Source organism: Trinickia sp. Z7, from assembly GCF_056498045.1.
On sequence record NZ_JAUEQW010000004.1, the window covers coordinates 405109 to 421677 of the forward strand.

The 16569-nt window shown below is 63.1% G+C and carries 14 protein-coding genes, 1 tRNA gene and 1 pseudogene; 11 read left to right on the forward strand and 5 right to left on the reverse strand.

Annotated features, from left to right (window positions below; genetic code table 11):
* Positions 1–108: 108 nt before the first annotated feature.
* Positions 109–1860: a proline--tRNA ligase gene (locus QQS38_RS10645; RefSeq protein ID WP_479645324.1), complete on the reverse strand. Its 1752-nt coding sequence runs from the start codon at positions 1858–1860 to the stop codon at positions 109–111.
* A gap of 264 nt (positions 1861–2124) precedes the next feature.
* Between QQS38_RS10645 and QQS38_RS10650 the strand changes: the two are divergent.
* The 3 genes and pseudogenes from QQS38_RS10650 to QQS38_RS10660 form a co-directional block, all read left to right on the forward strand.
* A pseudogene (locus QQS38_RS10650) lies at positions 2125–2659 on the forward strand (RNA pyrophosphohydrolase); the annotation flags it as partial.
* 284 nt (positions 2660–2943) lie between these two features.
* Positions 2944–3498, forward strand: a complete 555-nt coding sequence (locus QQS38_RS10655) for a CNP1-like family protein (protein WP_479645325.1) — start codon at positions 2944–2946, stop codon at positions 3496–3498.
* Between the two features lie 330 nt (positions 3499–3828).
* A complete protein-coding gene (locus QQS38_RS10660) occupies positions 3829–4737 on the forward strand; it encodes a hypothetical protein (protein ID WP_479645326.1) in 909 nt (302 codons plus the stop codon).
* A gap of 249 nt (positions 4738–4986) precedes the next feature.
* Here QQS38_RS10660 and proB read toward each other — a convergent pair whose 3' ends face one another.
* The 4 genes from proB to rplU all read right to left on the reverse strand — a co-directional run bounded on the left by proB (position 4987) and on the right by rplU (position 8056).
* The gene (gene proB / locus QQS38_RS10665; RefSeq protein WP_479645327.1) at positions 4987–6105 is read right to left on the reverse strand and encodes a glutamate 5-kinase; all 1119 of its coding nucleotides are present in this window, start codon (positions 6103–6105) and stop codon (positions 4987–4989) included.
* A 99-nt stretch (positions 6106–6204) separates the two neighbouring features.
* The gene (gene cgtA, locus QQS38_RS10670; protein WP_479645328.1) at positions 6205–7308 is read right to left on the reverse strand and encodes an Obg family GTPase CgtA; all 1104 of its coding nucleotides are present in this window, start codon (positions 7306–7308) and stop codon (positions 6205–6207) included.
* A 148-nt stretch (positions 7309–7456) separates the two neighbouring features.
* On the reverse strand, positions 7457–7720 hold the full coding sequence (gene rpmA, locus QQS38_RS10675; RefSeq protein ID WP_277429217.1) for a 50S ribosomal protein L27: 264 nt from the start codon (positions 7718–7720) through the stop codon (positions 7457–7459).
* A 24-nt stretch (positions 7721–7744) separates the two neighbouring features.
* Positions 7745–8056: a 50S ribosomal protein L21 gene (gene rplU / locus QQS38_RS10680; RefSeq protein WP_479645384.1), complete on the reverse strand. Its 312-nt coding sequence runs from the start codon at positions 8054–8056 to the stop codon at positions 7745–7747.
* A gap of 295 nt (positions 8057–8351) precedes the next feature.
* Here rplU and QQS38_RS10685 point away from each other — a divergent pair, with 295 nt between their 5' ends.
* The 8 genes from QQS38_RS10685 (at position 8352) to QQS38_RS10720 (ending at position 16566) form a co-directional block, all read left to right on the forward strand.
* Entirely contained in the window at positions 8352–9344 is a 993-nt protein-coding gene (locus tag QQS38_RS10685; protein ID WP_479645329.1) for a polyprenyl synthetase family protein, read from the forward strand.
* A gap of 41 nt (positions 9345–9385) precedes the next feature.
* Positions 9386–9462 (forward strand) — tRNA-Pro (locus tag QQS38_RS10690).
* A gap of 344 nt (positions 9463–9806) precedes the next feature.
* Positions 9807–10148: a helix-turn-helix domain-containing protein gene (locus tag QQS38_RS10695; protein WP_479645330.1), complete on the forward strand. Its 342-nt coding sequence runs from the start codon at positions 9807–9809 to the stop codon at positions 10146–10148.
* Positions 10148–11521 carry a type II toxin-antitoxin system HipA family toxin gene (locus QQS38_RS10700; protein ID WP_479645331.1) on the forward strand — a complete coding sequence of 458 codons (1374 nt, stop codon included), beginning with the start codon at positions 10148–10150 and terminating at the stop codon, positions 11519–11521. Before QQS38_RS10695 ends, QQS38_RS10700 begins: the two co-directional genes overlap by 1 nt.
* Positions 11522–11721: 200 nt before the next feature.
* Positions 11722–13017 carry an HlyC/CorC family transporter gene (locus tag QQS38_RS10705; protein WP_479645332.1) on the forward strand — a complete coding sequence of 432 codons (1296 nt, stop codon included), beginning with the start codon at positions 11722–11724 and terminating at the stop codon, positions 13015–13017.
* A 114-nt stretch (positions 13018–13131) separates the two neighbouring features.
* Positions 13132–14343 (forward strand): GspE/PulE family protein, encoded by a 1212-nt coding sequence (locus tag QQS38_RS10710; protein ID WP_479645385.1) that lies wholly within the window; start codon positions 13132–13134, stop codon positions 14341–14343.
* Positions 14340–15614, forward strand: a complete 1275-nt coding sequence (locus tag QQS38_RS10715; RefSeq protein ID WP_479645333.1) for a type II secretion system F family protein — start codon at positions 14340–14342, stop codon at positions 15612–15614. Before QQS38_RS10710 ends, QQS38_RS10715 begins: the two co-directional genes overlap by 4 nt.
* Position 15615: 1 nt before the next feature.
* On the forward strand, positions 15616–16566 hold the full coding sequence (locus tag QQS38_RS10720; RefSeq protein WP_479645334.1) for a prepilin peptidase: 951 nt from the start codon (positions 15616–15618) through the stop codon (positions 16564–16566).
* Positions 16567–16569 lie beyond the last annotated feature (3 nt).

The following is a 16569-nucleotide window of genomic DNA, read 5'->3' on the forward strand; positions in this document are numbered from 1 at the left end:
GGCTAGCGGGAACGCTGCATCTTGCCGGCCGTGCCGGCGCTCGGGACACGCGCCCGACGCAGCTTGCCGGCGACGGGCCGCGAGCCGGAGCGGCGGCCCATCCGTTCCTTAGCGCGCGAGGCCCGTGCGTGCGAGCGCCGAGCGAATCTTCTCGGCGACGGTAGCAGCTGCCTCGTCGAGGCCGAGGAGGGTCGCTTGCGCATCCCGACGGCCCTGGTATTCCACCTTGCCGTCCTTGAGCCCGCGCTCGCCGATCACGAGGCGATGCGGCACGCCGATCAACTCCCAATCGGCGAACATGACGCCCGGGCGCTCTCCGCGATCGTCCAGAACCACATCGATCCCCGCTTGCGTCAGTTGCGCATAGAGCTTGTCCGTCTCCGCCCGCACGCTCTCGCTGCGGTCGTATCCCATCGGGCACAGGACGAGTTCGAACGGCGCGATGGCTTCCGGCCAGATGATGCCGCGCTCGTCGAAGTTCTGCTCGATGGCCGCGCCGAGGATGCGCGTGATGCCGATACCGTAGCAGCCCATGACCATCGGCTGCGGCTTGCCGGTCTCGTCGAGGAAGGTCGCGCCCATTGCATCGGAGTACTTGGTGCCGAGTTGAAACACGTGCCCCACTTCGATGCCGCGGCAGATTTCGATCGTGCCCTTGCCGTCGGGAGAAGGATCGCCAGGGCGCACGTTGCGGATATCCGCGACGATGGGCTCGGGCAGGTCGCGCCCCCAATTCACGCCGGTCGTGTGATAGTCGAGCTCATTGGAACCGACGACGAAGTCACTCATGTTCGCCACCGTGCGATCGGCCACGACCTTCACCGGCTTCTTGGTGCCGATCGGGCCGAGGTACCCGGGCGGCGTGCCGAACCATTCGACGATCTCGGCCTCGGTAGCGAATCGGAACCCTGCGAGGCCCGGCAGCTTGCCGACCTTCACTTCGTTCAAATCGTGATCGCCGCGCAGCATCAACAGCCAAATGGTCGGCTCGGCGCCCTCGTTGTCGGTGGCGAGGATGATCGATTTGATCGTGCGCTCGAGCGGGATGTTCAGCAGTTGCGCAACGGCTTCGCATTTGGCCTTGCCCGGCGTGGCCGTCTTTTGCATCGCCTCGCGCGGCGCGGCACGCTCGGCGTAGAGCGGCAACGCTTCGGCCGCTTCGACGTTGGCCGCGAAATCGGACGACGGGCAGTAGGCGATATCGTCTTCGCCGGTCGCCGCGATGACGTGAAATTCCTGCGAGCGATTGCCCCCGATCGCGCCACTATCGGCCGCGACAGCGCGAAACTCGAGCCCGATGCGCGTGAAGATGCGCACGTAGGCATCGAACATTTTCTGATACGACTCTTGCAGCCCGGCCTGGTCCTTGTCGAACGAGTAAGCGTCCTTCATCGTGAACTCGCGGCCGCGCATCACCCCGAAACGGGGACGAATTTCATCGCGGAACTTCGTCTGAATCTGATAGAAGTTCACCGGCAATTGCCGGTAACTCTTGATTTGGTTGCGCGCGATGTCGGTCACCACCTCTTCGTGCGTCGGCCCGAGCACGAAATCGCTCTGCTTGCGATCTTTGAAGCGCAGCAATTCGGGGCCGTATTGCTCCCAGCGCCCCGATTCCTGCCACAGCTCGGCCGGCTGCACCGTCGGCATCAACAGCTCGAGCGCGCCCGCGCGGTTCATCTCCTCGCGCACGATCGCCTCGACCTTGCGGATCGAGCGCAAGCCGACGGGCAGATAGCTGTAGACGCCGCCTGCCACGCGCCGAATCATGCCCGCGCGCAACATCAATTTGTGGCTGACGACTTCCGCGTCCGCCGGAGCTTCCTTCAAGGTGGCGATAAAGAAACGGGTGGCTTTCATTCAACAATTTTCCAAAAGCGGCGGCTCGCAGCGAGCTGCCGGAAGAGGGGAACGAGTGATCCGGGACATCGGCGCGAACGCGGCCGCGCCGGCAGCATAGCCGACATCGCCTAGCCGAGCGCGGGGCGCGATTCGTCAGACAAGTCATCGGCAGCATGAGGCACGATTGATGCGGCGGCCGGAACCCTTCTGGTGCATGCCGATGCCAAAGGCTCGTTATCTGTTTATAATCAAAGCAATTTTAAAGGATTCGAAGGTGGTTGTATGCTGGATCGCGAAGGCTTTCGCCCGAACGTCGGCATCATCCTCTTGAACGCGCACAACGAGGTGTTTTGGGGTAAGCGGCTGCGTGAACATTCCTGGCAATTTCCGCAAGGGGGCATCAAGTATGGCGAGACCCCTTTGCAAGCGATGTATCGGGAGTTACACGAAGAAACCGGCTTGCGCCCGGAGCACGTCAAGATCATCGGTCGCACGCGCGACTGGCTGCGTTACGAGGTGCCGGACAAGTTCATCAAGCGCGAAGTACGCGGCCACTACCGCGGCCAGAAACAGATCTGGTTCCTGCTTCGAATGGTCGGCCGCGACTGCGATATCTGCCTGCGCGCCACCGATCATCCCGAATTCGACGCTTGGCGCTGGAACGAGTATTGGGTCCCGCTCGATGCTGTGATCGAGTTCAAGCGGGATGTCTATCAATTGGCGCTGACCGAGTTGTCGCGCTTTTTGCGCCGCGCAGCGCCGCGCACGGAGAAGCCGCGAGGCGCGCATCACGGTCATCGGTATCCGCGCGTGTCGCCCTCGGCGCAACTGCCGGGTTCGAACGGCGCGATCATGCAGGCGTCCGATGACTCCGACATATCGCCTTGCTCCGCGCCAAGTCTGATCTTGCCCGACTAACGAGGGGCGCGCCCGCGCGGGCGCACCGCCTCCGCCCTGCGTGAGCCGCGCCGGATGCGCTCGCTGCCGGCAGCATCGCACGACCTGTCGCCCGGCAGGTCGACGCGCAATGCTCACGTGCGCACGCACCGGCGCTATCATTCGGTTCTTCGAATCTTTGCGCCCCTTATCGAGGTATCCATATTGAAAGCGATCGTTCTCGCGCTGACCTGCCTGGCCGGCGGCGCCATCCTGGCCGGCTGCTCGCACATGCCTGCCAATCCCAAAGACGACACCACGTTTCAATACTTGCTCGATCGCAAGTCGGAATGGGCTGAAAACAAGGTGGAGACGCTGCCGCCGCTGCCGCGCGAGCAAGACCTGATCGCATTCGACGTGTCGCAGAATACGCCGCTGCACTTCGCGATCGACGCCAACTCGCTAACGGTGCAGTCGGACGGCGTCGTGCGTTATACCGTGATGATTACGAGCCCGAGCGGCGCACGCAACATCAACTATGAAGGCATTCGCTGCGAAACCTACGAGTGGCGTCTCTACGCGGGCCTGAACGCCGAGCACAACGGCTGGGACCGGACTGTCGCCAACGATTGGTCGCGCATCGAGAACGGCGAACTGAACGCCTATCACGCATCGCTGTATCAAGACTACTTCTGCGCAAACAAAATGCCGACGGGTAAAGCCAAGATGATCGTCGACAACATGCGCCACCATCGGACGGCGGCGTCGCTGATCCACTAGCCTGTCGTGAAGCGGGGTTGATGGCCCCGCGCATTCCTCCCGGTCACGAGACGCTGGCCCGCCGTCGGCGATGCGGGCGTCCTCCCCTTTCGGCGACAGCGGGGGCAGCGCGGCCGCCGCGGCGGAAAAGGCGCTGACCGCGCAGGTCTCAAACTCTGGCGAACACGAACCCGTCCGGCGCAATGCCGGCGCCGGCGCCATGAGCCCAAGCCTATACTGCGCATCATCGTGACAATCTCCCGTTTCTGCTAGGGGCGATTTCGAAGCGGCAACGTCGCTCTCGAAAATCGAATGCTTCCGGAATATCGGCTATCTCACGGGATATGCACAATGAAATTCGGATTGACGTTTGGAAAGAAGCAGGAGCCTCGATCCAGACCCGGAAAAATAACGGCAGCCCATCTCGCCTGGGCAATCCGAAATATGAACGTCGAACACGAATCCTACGAGGGAGAGGGATCGTCTAGCGCACCGTTCAATATGCGCAGTATTGGGCAATGGGCCAAAGCTGCAAGCGAGAGCACAAGGGAAGACTACGATCTGTATCGGATCGGCGGCCAATGGATAGAGCGCAGCCCGCCGGGAGAATACGGAAATTACATCACCGCCCTCGCTCGCCCCGACAAAAATATCGCCGCACCCGCCCCGGCCGTCGATGCGAGCGCCAACGCGGGCGATGAAGCAAATGTCGATGCCGACGACGATACGATCGTCAGCTCCGTTCTCGATTCGGTCGTCGATTCCGTTGCCACGACAGAGCAAAAACACTTCAGAAGCAATACGGGGCGAATGCGACTTTTCGAATCGCCGAGCAAGAAGGAAAAGAAAGATGTTTACAGAATCAAATATGAAAGATTCAAAAAACAGCTAGCCACGGTAGACGATAAGGAACTGGCAAAGCAAGCGCGGGGAATCTTGAAAGGCGAACAAGGGATGTCGAACTATCCCGCGGACGAATTGCCCGGTACCGTTGGATCGCTTTTTCTCGCAGAAGTCAGTCGATCTGCCCCCATGCTGCCCGTTGGGCTCATGCTGCTCGATCTCATCGAAGTCGGCGCATGCTACGGGGCGACTCGCAAACCGTACACGTTCGAGAAGATGATGTCCGATTCGAAAAGCGGGTCGCGCAAATCTTCAGCGGGCTCTCGTACTGGCATACCGCCTTCGCCTACTAGATCAGAAAAGGTGCGCCGGCCAAAAAACGCAATCTCTTCTTCGGCGCAAATAACATTAAGTTGATCGACAACGCATGGTCAAATCGCGGCAACGAACCGACTAAGATCACCGAATTCTACGAGCAGGCCGTTACCCAAGCACTCGAACGACGTTGCGCCACGCTTGATTGTCTACTGACGAGCCCCGCATTCAGATATTCCGATCAGAATGCGTGAGAGGTTCGGACGCGGCCCCCGCGAGCAGCCAGCAATGGAGTATTCGAAACTGGCCCAAGTGGGGCTGACGCGCGCCAGCGCCCGCTCGGCCTTGCCGTCAAACGAGCACGAGATTGTCCCGGTGAATCAGTTCCGGCTCGAGCATATAGCCCAGGATCGTTTCGATTTCAGTGCTCGGGTGGCGCTGAATCAGCTTGGCTTCCGCGCTGCTGTAGTTCGTGAGCCCGCGCGCCACCTCGCGTCCAGCGGTATTGACGCAGGTAATGACCTCGCCGCGCGCAAACGCCCCTTGGACATCGACCACCCCGATCGGCAGCAGGCTCTTGCCGCCTACCGTAAGCTTTTCCACGGCGCCGTCATCGATGATCACATGCCCCCGCACCTGCAGATGATCGGCCATCCATTGTTTGCGCGCCGCGAGGCGGGCAGTGCGCGCAACGAGCTGCGTCCCGATCGCCTCACCCGCGGCGAGCCGGGTGAGCACGTCCGCCTCTCTACCGCTTGCGACGATCGTATTGGCGCCGCTGCCGGCTGCGCGTTTCGCGGCAAGGATCTTCGTGAGCATGCCGCCGCGCCCGATGGCGGAACCTGCACCGCCTGCCATCGCCTCGAGTTCGGGCGCGCCGGCGTCGGCTTCGCGCACGAGCTTGGCCGACGGGTCCTTGCGCGGATCAGCCGTGAACAAGCCCTGCTGATCGGTCAGGATGATCAGCGCGTCGCCCTCGATCAGGTTCGCCACGAGCGCACCGAGCGTGTCGTTGTCGCCGAACTTGATCTCGTCGGTCACCACCGTGTCGTTTTCGTTGATGATCGGAACGACGCCCAAGCGCAACAGCGTGAGCAGCGTCGAGCGCGCGTTTAAGTAGCGTTCCCGATCGGCCAAATCCGCATGCGTCAGAAGAATTTGTGCGGTTCGGATGCCGTACTCCGAGAATCGGCTTTCATAGACCTGCGCAAGCCCCATTTGCCCCACGGCGGCGGCGGCCTGCAATTCGTCGATTTCGCGAGGACGCTTCGCCCACCCGAGCCGCTGCATGCCTTCGGCGATGGCCCCCGAGCTGACGAGCACCACTTCCTTGCCGCACTGGCGCAGTTGTGCGATTTGCGCGGCCCACAGGCCGATCGCTGCTTGATCGAGCCCGCGCCCCTCGTTCGTCACGAGGCTCGATCCCACCTTGACAACCAAACGCTTCGAATCCGCGATGACAGAGCGCATCGTGCGACAGTCTCCATGAGTGATCGTTGAACCCGCGGCCGAGGCGACGCGAACAGCCGCTAGCCCGCGCGCGCTGCCGTTGCAGCGGCCGGGCAGGCGTTAGCCCTGCGGCGCCGCGTCGTCCGCAGAGGGCTCGTCCCTGAAGCGGACGTCGGCCGCCAAATCCTCGGCGCGCTCGGCGCGATGCGCGTCCGAATGCGCAGTCAGGTAGTCGTAGATCGCATAGCACAGGTTTTCACAACCGAGACCCGTCAGTGCCGAGATCTGAAACACCGGGCCCTCCCACTCGAAACGCGCCAGGAAATCGGCCACACGTGCTTCGCGCTCGTCCTCCACGATCATGTCGAGCTTGTTGAGCACGAGCCAGCGCGGCTTCTGATAGAGCGCTTCGTCGTATTTGCGTAGCTCGGCAACGATCGCCTTCGCTTCCGCGACGGGGTCGACGGTTTCATCGAAAGGCGCCAGATCGACAAGATGCAGCAACAGGCCGGTACGCTGCAAGTGACGTAGAAACTGGTGTCCCAGCCCCGCCCCCTCAGCCGCGCCCTCGATCAGGCCCGGAATATCGGCAATCACGAAACTCTTGCTGGGCCCGACGCGCACGACCCCGAGATTGGGTGCGAGCGTCGTGAACGGATAGTCGGCGATCTTCGGTTTCGCGTTCGACACCGAAGAGATGAAGGTGGATTTACCCGCGTTCGGCATACCGAGCAAGCCGACATCGGCCAACACTTTCAACTCGAGGCGCAGCATGCGGCGCTCGCCGGGCTTGCCTTCGGTTTTCTGCCGCGGCGCACGGTTCGTGCTCGATTTGAAGTGCAGATTGCCAAGACCACCCGCGCCGCCCTTCGCGATGAGGACGGTCTGCTCGTGCTCGGTCAGATCGGCGACGACTTCGCCCGTGTCCATATCGTTGATGATCGTGCCGACGGGCATGCGCAAAACGATATCGTCGCCCCCCTTGCCGTAGCAATCCGAGCCGCGGCCGTTTTCGCCGTTGCGTGCCTGGTGTTTTTTCGCGTAGCGGTAATCGATCAGGGTGTTGATGTTGCGGTCGGCGACCGCGTAGACGCTACCGCCGCGCCCGCCATCGCCGCCGTCGGGGCCGCCGAACGGAACGAATTTCTCGCGGCGCATCGACGCGCTGCCGTCGCCGCCGTCGCCGGCGATCACTTCGATCCGCGCTTCGTCAATGAACTTCATATATCGCTCCGTCCCGTGTCTTGCCGATATTCTGCCGCGCGCGACGCACCTTCACCATGCCGGTGCGGCAAAGCCGCGCACAGAAGAAAAAAGGCCCCGCCAACCACGCGGGGCCTTCCTGCCGTGTCGCTCCCGTGTCTGATCGATGTCAGACCGCGGCTGGGACGACGGTGACCAAATGCTTTTTGTCGGCGCCCTTCGTCGTGAACTTGACGTGGCCGTCGATCAACGCGAACAGCGTGTGATCCTTGCCGATACCGACGTTGTCGCCAGGGTGCATACGCGTGCCGCGTTGGCGCACGATGATGCCGCCAGCATTGATCGCTTGGCCGCCATACACCTTGACGCCGAGGCGCTTCGACTCGGAATCGCGACCATTGCGGGAAGACCCGCCTGCTTTTTTGTGTGCCATCTGATTGCTCCTTAACCGGTGCGCTTACGCATTGATCGCGTCGATGCGCAGTTCGGTATAGTTCTGGCGGTGACCACCGTGCTTTTGGTAGTGCTTCCGGCGACGCATCTTGAAGATCGTCACTTTGGCGTGCCGCCCTTGAGATACGACGGTAGCCTTGACGGAAGCCCCACTGACCAGCGGCGTACCGAACTGAATCGATTCACCTTCGCCTACCGCGAGAACCTGGTCGAGCGTGATTTCAGCGTCAATGTCTGCCGGTATCTGTTCTACTTTCAATTTTTCGCCGACAGCAACCTTATACTGCTTGCCGCCGGTTTTTATGACCGCGTACATTGAGAACCTCACTCTGTGTGCGCCACTTTCGTGGACGCCTTTTCCAAACAAACTTACCCGCCGGCCGCGACACTTTCGCTCGCCGCCATCGCTCGGTTTGTTCGCTTCGCTTTTCTTTTTCCCACGCACCGTGCGTGAAAACGCGTGATTATACATAGAGTTACGCACACAGTCAAAGTCTCCCGCGGCAGGCTGGCGGCGGTCCGCTTGGGCGCGGCGCCACAGCGGCCGCCGCCAGCCCCTCGGAGCGCCCCATAACCCTTTATAATCCGCGGCACCACCCATTTTTTTGATCATGTCGTCGACCGCCACCTCCCCTCCCAGCGCCGCCAACTTGCTCGCTCCCATCTCGGAAGACATGGAGCAGGTCAATCGCGTCATTCGGCAACGTTTGGCCTCCGAGGTGATGCTCATCAATCAGATCTCGGAATACATCATCGGCGCCGGCGGCAAGCGGCTGCGCCCGGCGCTGCTGCTGCTGGTCGCACGTGCGCTCGGCGACGCGACGGGCCACCGGCACGAGCTCGCGGCGATCGTCGAGTTCATCCACACGGCCACGCTTCTGCACGACGACGTCGTCGACGAATCCGATTTGCGGCGCGGCCGCCAAACGGCAAACGCCTTGTTCGGCAACGCCGCGAGCGTGCTCGTGGGCGATTTTCTCTATTCGCGCTCGTTCCAAATGATGGTCGGCATCGGCAAGATGCGCGTCATGGAAATCCTCTCCGAAGCGACGAACATCATCTCCGAGGGCGAGGTGTTGCAGCTTCTGAACATGCACGATGCGGATGTCGACGAAGCGCGCTACATGCAGGTCATCCGTTATAAAACGGCGAAGCTGTTCGAGGCGGCGGCACAACTGGGCGCCGTCATTTCGGGCGCCGACGCCCGCATCGAGGCCGCCGCCGCCGAGTTTGGCCGCCGCATCGGCACCGCGTTCCAAATCATGGACGATTGGCTCGACTACACGGGTACGGCCGAATCGATGGGCAAAAATGCCGGCGACGATCTGCGCGAAGGCAAGCCGACCCTGCCGCTGATTTACTTGATCGAGCGGGGCACGCCGGAGCAATCGGCCCTCGCGCGCGAGGCGATCGAACACGGCGGCACGGACCGTTTCGAGACGATCTTCGAAGCCATCACGCGCTCGGGCGCGCTCGATCACACGCTCGAATGCGCAAGGAGCGAAGCCCAAGCGGCCGCGGAAGCGATTTCTGCGTTCCCCGATTCCCTTTACAAGGAAAGCCTGCTAGAATTATGTTTTTACTCGACGGCGCGCCAGTCTTGAACGAGACTGATCGGCGGCGCGAGTCCAAGCAGGTCCAAATTCGGGGTGTAGCTTAGCCTGGTAGAGCGCTACGTTCGGGACGTAGAGGCCGGAGGTTCGAATCCTCTCACCCCGACCAGAATTCCCTTGTAAATCAAGGCAGAAAGCCGTCCGCTAATCGGACGGCTTTTTTGTTTTCGTGCCCCTTCTCTGCGAAATTTGCTTCGTCCCCCCGCGCCCATGCTGGGCAGACGGCGGCTAAATCGCTCGCGATCCGTCAGTTCTCGCCCGTCGTCGATTGTCCTGCCTGGGCGCCGGACTCGGGAATCCTGACCCACACGGGATCTTGGTCGCGCCCCAATGTCCGCAATCACATGCATTAAACGGATAACGTCCGCAATTGCGGACATATCCCGCGGGCCCGTCCATGCTAAAATGACTGCAATCACAGACATTAACCGCGTTACGACTGACATTGCAGACATGAAGCGCGATGAGACCCCTTTGCTGTCGCCCGCCAGGGTGATGGAGGCGCGCGAGCTTGGCGAAAAGCTCGCTCGGCTACGCAAGGCGCGACGTCTGCGACAAGCCGATGCGGCCATGCGAGCCGGACTGGCTCGCTCGACTGCCGCCCTCATTGAAAAAGGCGACTTGAGCCGTACGCAAGCGCAAATCCTGCGCTACCTGGAAGCCATCGCGCCTGGCGTCACGCTCTTGAGCCTGCTCCAAGCGTCCGACCCATCCCTTGCGGCGCTGCGGGCTCGCGAGCTCACCCAGCGCGTTCGGCCGCTCGGCAAGACCGAGCTGGACGAACTGGATTTCTGATGACGACTAAAGACTTCAAGCTCGCCGTTTTCGCCTGGTTACCGGGCCGCGAATTTTCCCCTGCCGGGCTTTTGACACTTTCCGAAACAGTCAGTGCCAACTCGCAAAATCGCGAACTCACCTCGCGCTTCGCGTATGGTCTGCGCTATCTGGCGCGCACGGAGTCGGTCGAAGTAGACCCCGTGAGCTTGAGCTTGGCTGACCGCGACGCAATCAACGGCCGAGAGATCTTTCCCGTGAACGGTCTTGGGGAGTTTGGCGGGATTCGCGACGCGGCCCCCGACGCCTGGGGCCGCAGGGTGATCGAGGCACGTCGCAAGGTCCCGGCCAACACGCTGTCCGAAGCAGAATACTTATTGGCGGCCGGAGGCGATCGCGTAGGAGCACTGGACGTCAGGCGAGATATCAAAAGCTCCGACTCGGCTTCGGCAAGCGATCTGCAGTCCCTCGAGTACGTATTGCAGGCCGCCGAAGCGGTTGAAAGCGGTATGCCCGTGCCTGCGAATCTGGAACCATTCCTCGCGGCAGGCCCGTCCGCTGGCGGCGCACGTCCGAAAGCATCGGTACGCGATGAGCACGGAGCCCTTTGGCTGGCGAAATTTCCGGCGAAGGACGACCTTTTCGATGTTGCCCGAGCAGAGAGCTGCACGCTGGAGTTGGCACGCCGCTGTGGACTGACCGTTCCCGAAGTGCGCCGCATCTTGGTGAGTCAGAAGAGCGTCATGCTCATCCGCCGCTTCGACCGGTACTGGGCGCAGCCGGGCCGGCTTCCCGATGCGGGCATCGTCTTGCATGACAGCCGACCATCGGAAAGCTTGGCCGAAGGCCGCCTTCCATTGATCAGTGGCTTGACGCTCGTGGCTTGCACCGAGTTCGAGTCTCGAACCAAGGGCTATCATGACCTCGCCGCGGCCATCCGCAAGTACGTCCACCCAGATTCCATCACCGCCAATTGCGAAGAGCTGTTCGCTCGCATGGTATTCAACATCTTCGTGAGCAACGATGACGACCACCTGCGCAACCACGCCTTCGTGCGCGACCCGCGGTCGGCAGGCTGGATGCTGAGTCCGCTGTACGATGTAGTACCGCGGCCGGGAATTGCCTTCGAGCGCCAACTCCACCTGGAAATCGGCGCCCAAGGCAAGCTGGCCACCTTGGACAACGCCCTGAGCTACTTTTCCGCGTTCGTCCCGGAGCGTGAGCGCGCCATGAACATCGTTCGGCGCGTCTGGGGCGAACTGCGGGAGTGGCGCACGACCTTTGAAGCCTACGGTGCCGACGGCCATCTGATAAGCCAACTGGAAGGGGCTTTCAGGAAGCTCGAAGACATCGCCCAGCCTGAATTGGTCAAGGAAATCCGGAAAGCGGCATAAGAGCGGAGGGCGCGTAGCTATTCTCGGCCTACGCCCATGGCGTTTTTATCATCTGAAGATGGGGGCTCGTAAGCCTAGGCGGGCCGGCATGCGGCGCGCTCTCCCGCTTCCGCCGTGGCCGCGGGCCGCCGCAAATCGGCCGGGCAATCCCGCTCTGCTATATTCTTGCCATCCCTTCTCTTCGCCACACCGCACGACGCGTGGAACAAATTCCCTTGTGGGCGCAAATCGGCGCCGTCTTCGTATTGCTGCTTTGCTCCGGCTTCTTCTCGATTTCGGAAACGTCGATGATGGCGCTCAACCGCCATCGGCTCAAGTATCTCGCCGGCAAAGGCGCGTTCGGCGCGCGTACCACGCAGGGTCTGCTGGCTCGCCCCGACCAACTGCTCGGCGTCGTGCTCATCGGCAACAACCTGCTCAACACGATCATTCCGGTACTGACGACATCGATCGCGCTGCGCACCTTCGGCCGCGACAATCTCGTGCTGTCGATCGCAACGGGCATCGTCGCCTTCCTCATCATCGTCTTCGCTGAAATCACGCCGAAGATCGTTGGGGCAACCTATCCCGAAAAGATCGCGCTGCCCGCGAGTGTCGTCATTGCACCGCTGATGCGCATCCTGAAGCCCGTCGTCTGGTTCGTGAACTTGTTCTCGAACACGATCCTGCTCGCATTGCGCATCAACACCAAGGGCGGCCGAGATCAGCGCCTGAGCACCGAGGAGCTGCGCGCCATCGTGCTCGAATCGGGCAGTTTCATGCCGACCAAGCACCGTAGCATCTTGCTCAACCTATTCGATCTCGAGAACATCTCCGTCGATGACGTGATGATTCCACGTCGCCGGATCGAGTCGCTCGATTTCGATGCGCCGTTCGAAGATATCTTGCGTCAGCTCGAAACCTGCTACCACAACAAGCTGATCGTCTATCAAGGCGACATCGACCGCGTGCTGGGCGTCCTGCACGTGCGCAAGACGCTCGCCGCGCTCCACAACCAAGAACTCACGCGCGAGACGTTGCGCGAGCTATTGACCGATCCCTACTTCGTGCCCTCGGGCACGCCCGTGTTCCAGCAGTTGCAGTATTTCCAGGAAACGCGGCAACGCACGGCCCTGGTCGTCAACGAATACGGCGAGCTGGAAGGACTCGTTACGCCGGAAGACATCCTCGAAGAGTTGATCGGCGAATTCACGACGTCGATTCCTCGCAGTGCCGGCACGCGCACCGGCTGGACCGAGAGCGGAGAATGCATCGTCGCGGGCAGCATGCCGTTGCGCGAATTGAATCGCTGGCTGCAACTCACGCTACCCACCAACGGGCCGAAAACGCTGAACGGCCTGATTCTCGAAACGCTAGAGGAAATTCCCGAGGGCGACGTTTGTCTGCAAATCGGCGACGTCCAACTCGAGGTGCTGCAAAGCGACGATCAAGCCGTACGCACCGTCAAGCTGTTCAAACCGCGCACGCGCGCAACGGCAAAGCCGTCGAACGTCTAGCGCCAGATCGCGATAGCGCCCGTTGGCCGACAGGCTGAATGGCGCGTCGCCGCCGCGCGAGCGATGATTGCCGCATCCCGTTCCACGGCGGCGTCATGCCGGCCTCCGATGTCCATCACTTCGTCGTTTTCTTCCCTGGCGGCGGCCCGCGCCTCTGACGACGGCCCGGCCGCCAGGCTCTTCACACAAGTGCTCGAGCAAGCGGCCCATCGCTCGGCATCGGACATTCACGTCGAGCCCACCGAACACGGCTGGCGCATCCGGCTGCGCGTCGACGGGGTTCTGCACGAGTTGCCCAGTCCGCCCGCGCATCTGCGCGACGCGCTCGTTACACGCGTGAAGGTCCTGGCACGCCTGGACATTGCAGAGCGGCGCGTGCCGCAAGACGGCCGCCTGCGGCTCACACTCGCACAGGACGAAATCGAAGACTACCGCGTCAGTACACTGCCGACACTGCACGGAGAAAAGCTAGCGCTGCGGCGTCTCGAAACGCTGCCGTCCGACTTGTCGCTAGCAGCGCTGGGCTTCGATGCGCGACAACGCCCTCCGATCGAGGCGGCCATTCGCGCACCGCACGGGCTCATCCTCGTCACGGGGCCGACCGGTAGCGGCAAGACACGCTCTCTTTACGCTTTTCTGCAGATGCTCAACGCATCCTCGCGCAATATCTGCACCGTCGAAGACCCTGCCGAGATCCAAGTCGAAGGCGTCAACCAAGTCAGCGTGCGCGAAAAAGCGGGGCTCACGTTCCCCGCTGCGTTGCGCGCGCTGCTACGGCAGGATCCCGACGTCATCATGATCGGTGAGATTCGCGACGCCGAAACCGCCGATGTCGCCCTCAAAGCTGCGCAAACAGGACACCTCGTCCTGTCGACGCTGCATACCAACGACGCGCCGAGCGCGATCGGCCGATTGCTCGACATCGGCGTCGCCCCTCATAACCTCGCTGCTGCACTTCGGCTCGTCACCGCGCAAAGACTGGTTCGCCGCTTGTGTCCACATTGCCGAATACAGGCCGAAGCGCTGCCTGCCGCACACGTTGCGGCGCGGCTGGGGTGCGATGCGCCCGCGCTGCGAACTTCGTATACGGCCCGCGGGTGCGTCGCCTGCGACGGCTCGGGTTATCGTGGCCGCATCGGCATTCATCAGGTCATGCCGGTATCGCGAGCGGTGTGCGAATTGATCAACGCGGGCGCCAGCATGCATGCGATTGCGCGCCAAGCGCGACTCGATGGCGCGGCGCCTCTGCGCGAAGCCGCGCTCGCGCGCGTGCGCGAAGGCGTAACGAGCATCGACGAAGCGCTCGCCGTGACGGACGGCACATGAATCCGAGCCGCACGACAGCCCAGGCGCGGGCCGAGCGAGGCGCGCCGCGCGTGGGCCAGTCATTGGCCGAGCCGCACGCCTCGGAAACGCGTTTTCGGTGGAAGGGCTTCCAACTCGACGGCACGCGGCGCCGCGGCGTGCTCATCGCACCCGATCTCGCGGCCGCTCGCGCACGGCTCCAGATCGAAGGCATCGTTGCAGCCAAGCTCCACGCACTCGGCCCGGCCGCGCCAGCGCGTACCACCACCCGCGAGGTCACGGCGTTCACGCGGCAACTCGCCAATCTGCTGTGCGCTGGGCTCGCGCTCGTGCAGGCGCTCGAGCTGCTTGCTCGTACGTCGCCGCGCAGCGGCCTACCGCGCGTCGCGAGCGGCCTGGCGCGCCGCATTACGGCCGGTCAGCAGTTCGCTGCGGCGCTCGCCGCCTACCCCGCGCAATTCGATCGGCTTTACTGCGAACTGGCGGCCATCGGCGAAGCCACGGGCTCGCTGGGCAACGCGCTCGTCCGCCTCGCCGAACAGCGCGAACGCGCCGCGGCCCAACGCTCGAAACTGCGCGCCGCGCTCGCCTATCCGTGCGGCGTCATCGTGCTGGCGGTCATCGTCACCGCCGCTCTCCTCGCATTCGTCGTGCCGACGTTCGAGCAGGTGTTCGACCATTTCGGCGCGGCGCTGCCGGGTCCGACGCGCGCGGTAATGGCGCTATCCAACTTCCTGACCGATTGGGGTCCCCTGTCTCTCGCCGTTTCGGCTGCGGCCGCTCTGGTAGCCTCGCGCCTCGTGCGCGGTCGAGCGAGCGCTCGCATGGCCTTCGATCGATTCCTACTCGCTGCGCCCGCGCTGGCCCCGCTCGCCCGAGCCATCGCCGCCGCGCGCTGGTCGCGTGCGCTCGGCACGCTGCTCGCAGCCGGCATCCCCCTAGCCGACGCGCTCGGCGTGCTCGCCAATGTCGCTGGCAACGCCGTCTTCAACGCTGCCAACGCGGACATCCAAGGACGGCTGCGGCGCGGTGAACGGCTCGCCCACGCGATGCGCGCCGTCGGCTGCTTCCCTGCAGGGCTCGTCGAACCACTGGCCGTCGCCGAAGAATCAGGGGCGCTCGATGCCATGTTGCTCGATTGGTCCGCGTTGGCAGAACGCGAGGTCGACGAACGCTTGGCGTTTGCGTCGGCGTGCGCGGAGCCGCTCCTCGTCATGCTGCTCGGCCTCGTCATCGGCTCGCTCATCGTCGCGCTCTATCTGCCCGTCATCGAACTTGGCAACGTGGTGTAGCATGCCCCCCATTCACCCACCGGCCCCGATCGCGATTCCATCCGTGTACGCCTCGCTCATCGACGCTCCTCTCTCGCGCCTGTCGCTCGGCATCGGCGCCGTCTTCGGCGCGCTGCCGCCGGCCTGGCAGTTCGCCTTCGCGATCGTGTTCGGGCTCGCCATCGGCAGCTTCGTGAACGTCGTGGTGCACCGGTTGCCGATCATGCTCGAGCGCGCCTGGCGTCTCGAGATCAGCGAAGCGACGGGCGAACCCGCGCGAGCCGACAGCCTTCCGGCGCGTTTCAACCTTTGGTTGCCGCGCAGCGCCTGCCCGCATTGCGGCCACGTGCTGCGCGCCACGGAAAATATCCCCGTGCTGAGCTACGTTTTGCTGCGCGGCCGCTGCTCGGCTTGCCGCAATCCCATCGGCGTGCGTTATCCCCTGATCGAGCTTGCCGGCGCGGCATTCGCCGCAGGCGCGCTGGCCGCTTTTGGGCCCACCGGCACGGCCCTCGCGGCGTTCGGTCTCACGGCCGCGCTGCTCGCCATGAGCGCGATCGACGCCGAGACGCGTCTGCTGCCCGATTCGCTCACGCTGCCGCTCTTGTGGGCCGGGCTCATCGTCAATTTCGGCGATACGTTCGCCTCGTTGCGTGCGGCCGTCGCGGGCGCAATCGCCGGCTACGTTTTCTTGTGGTGCGTCTACTGGCTATTTCGCTTCGCGCGCGGCGTGGAAGGCATGGGCTATGGCGATTTCAAGCTGCTCGCCGCGCTCGGTGCGTGGCTCGGCTGGGCGGCGCTGCCCCAGGTCGTGCTCATCGCCGCCATCACGGGCGCCATCGCGGGACTCGCAGCCATGTGGTCGGGACGCCTGCGGTTCGACGAGCCGCTGCCGTTCGGTCCCTTCCTTGCGCTCGGCGGCGTCGTGACGCTGTTCACCGGCACGTCGATCTTCCATCTGCTCGGAGGCTGAGGT

Bases quoted from the DNA above. Each gene is read 5' to 3' on its own strand.
- QQS38_RS10645 (WP_479645324.1), bottom strand. From the start codon at position 1,860: ATGAAAGCCACCCGTTTCTTTATCGCCACCTTGAAGGAAGCTCCGGCG.
- QQS38_RS10660 (WP_479645326.1), top strand. From the start codon at position 3,829: ATGAAATTCGGATTGACGTTTGGAAAGAAGCAGGAGCCTCGATCCAGA.
- proB (WP_479645327.1), bottom strand. From the start codon at position 6,105: ATGCGCTCTGTCATCGCGGATTCGAAGCGTTTGGTTGTCAAGGTGGGA.
- cgtA (WP_479645328.1), bottom strand. From the start codon at position 7,308: ATGAAGTTCATTGACGAAGCGCGGATCGAAGTGATCGCCGGCGACGGC.
- rpmA (WP_277429217.1), bottom strand. From the start codon at position 7,720: ATGGCACACAAAAAAGCAGGCGGGTCTTCCCGCAATGGTCGCGATTCC.
- rplU (WP_479645384.1), bottom strand. From the start codon at position 8,056: ATGTACGCGGTCATAAAAACCGGCGGCAAGCAGTATAAGGTTGCTGTC.
- QQS38_RS10685 (WP_479645329.1), top strand. From the start codon at position 8,352: ATGTCGTCGACCGCCACCTCCCCTCCCAGCGCCGCCAACTTGCTCGCT.
- QQS38_RS10695 (WP_479645330.1), top strand. From the start codon at position 9,807: ATGAAGCGCGATGAGACCCCTTTGCTGTCGCCCGCCAGGGTGATGGAG.
- QQS38_RS10700 (WP_479645331.1), top strand. From the start codon at position 10,148: ATGACGACTAAAGACTTCAAGCTCGCCGTTTTCGCCTGGTTACCGGGC.
- QQS38_RS10715 (WP_479645333.1), top strand. From the start codon at position 14,340: ATGAATCCGAGCCGCACGACAGCCCAGGCGCGGGCCGAGCGAGGCGCG.
- QQS38_RS10720 (WP_479645334.1), top strand. From the start codon at position 15,616: ATGCCCCCCATTCACCCACCGGCCCCGATCGCGATTCCATCCGTGTAC.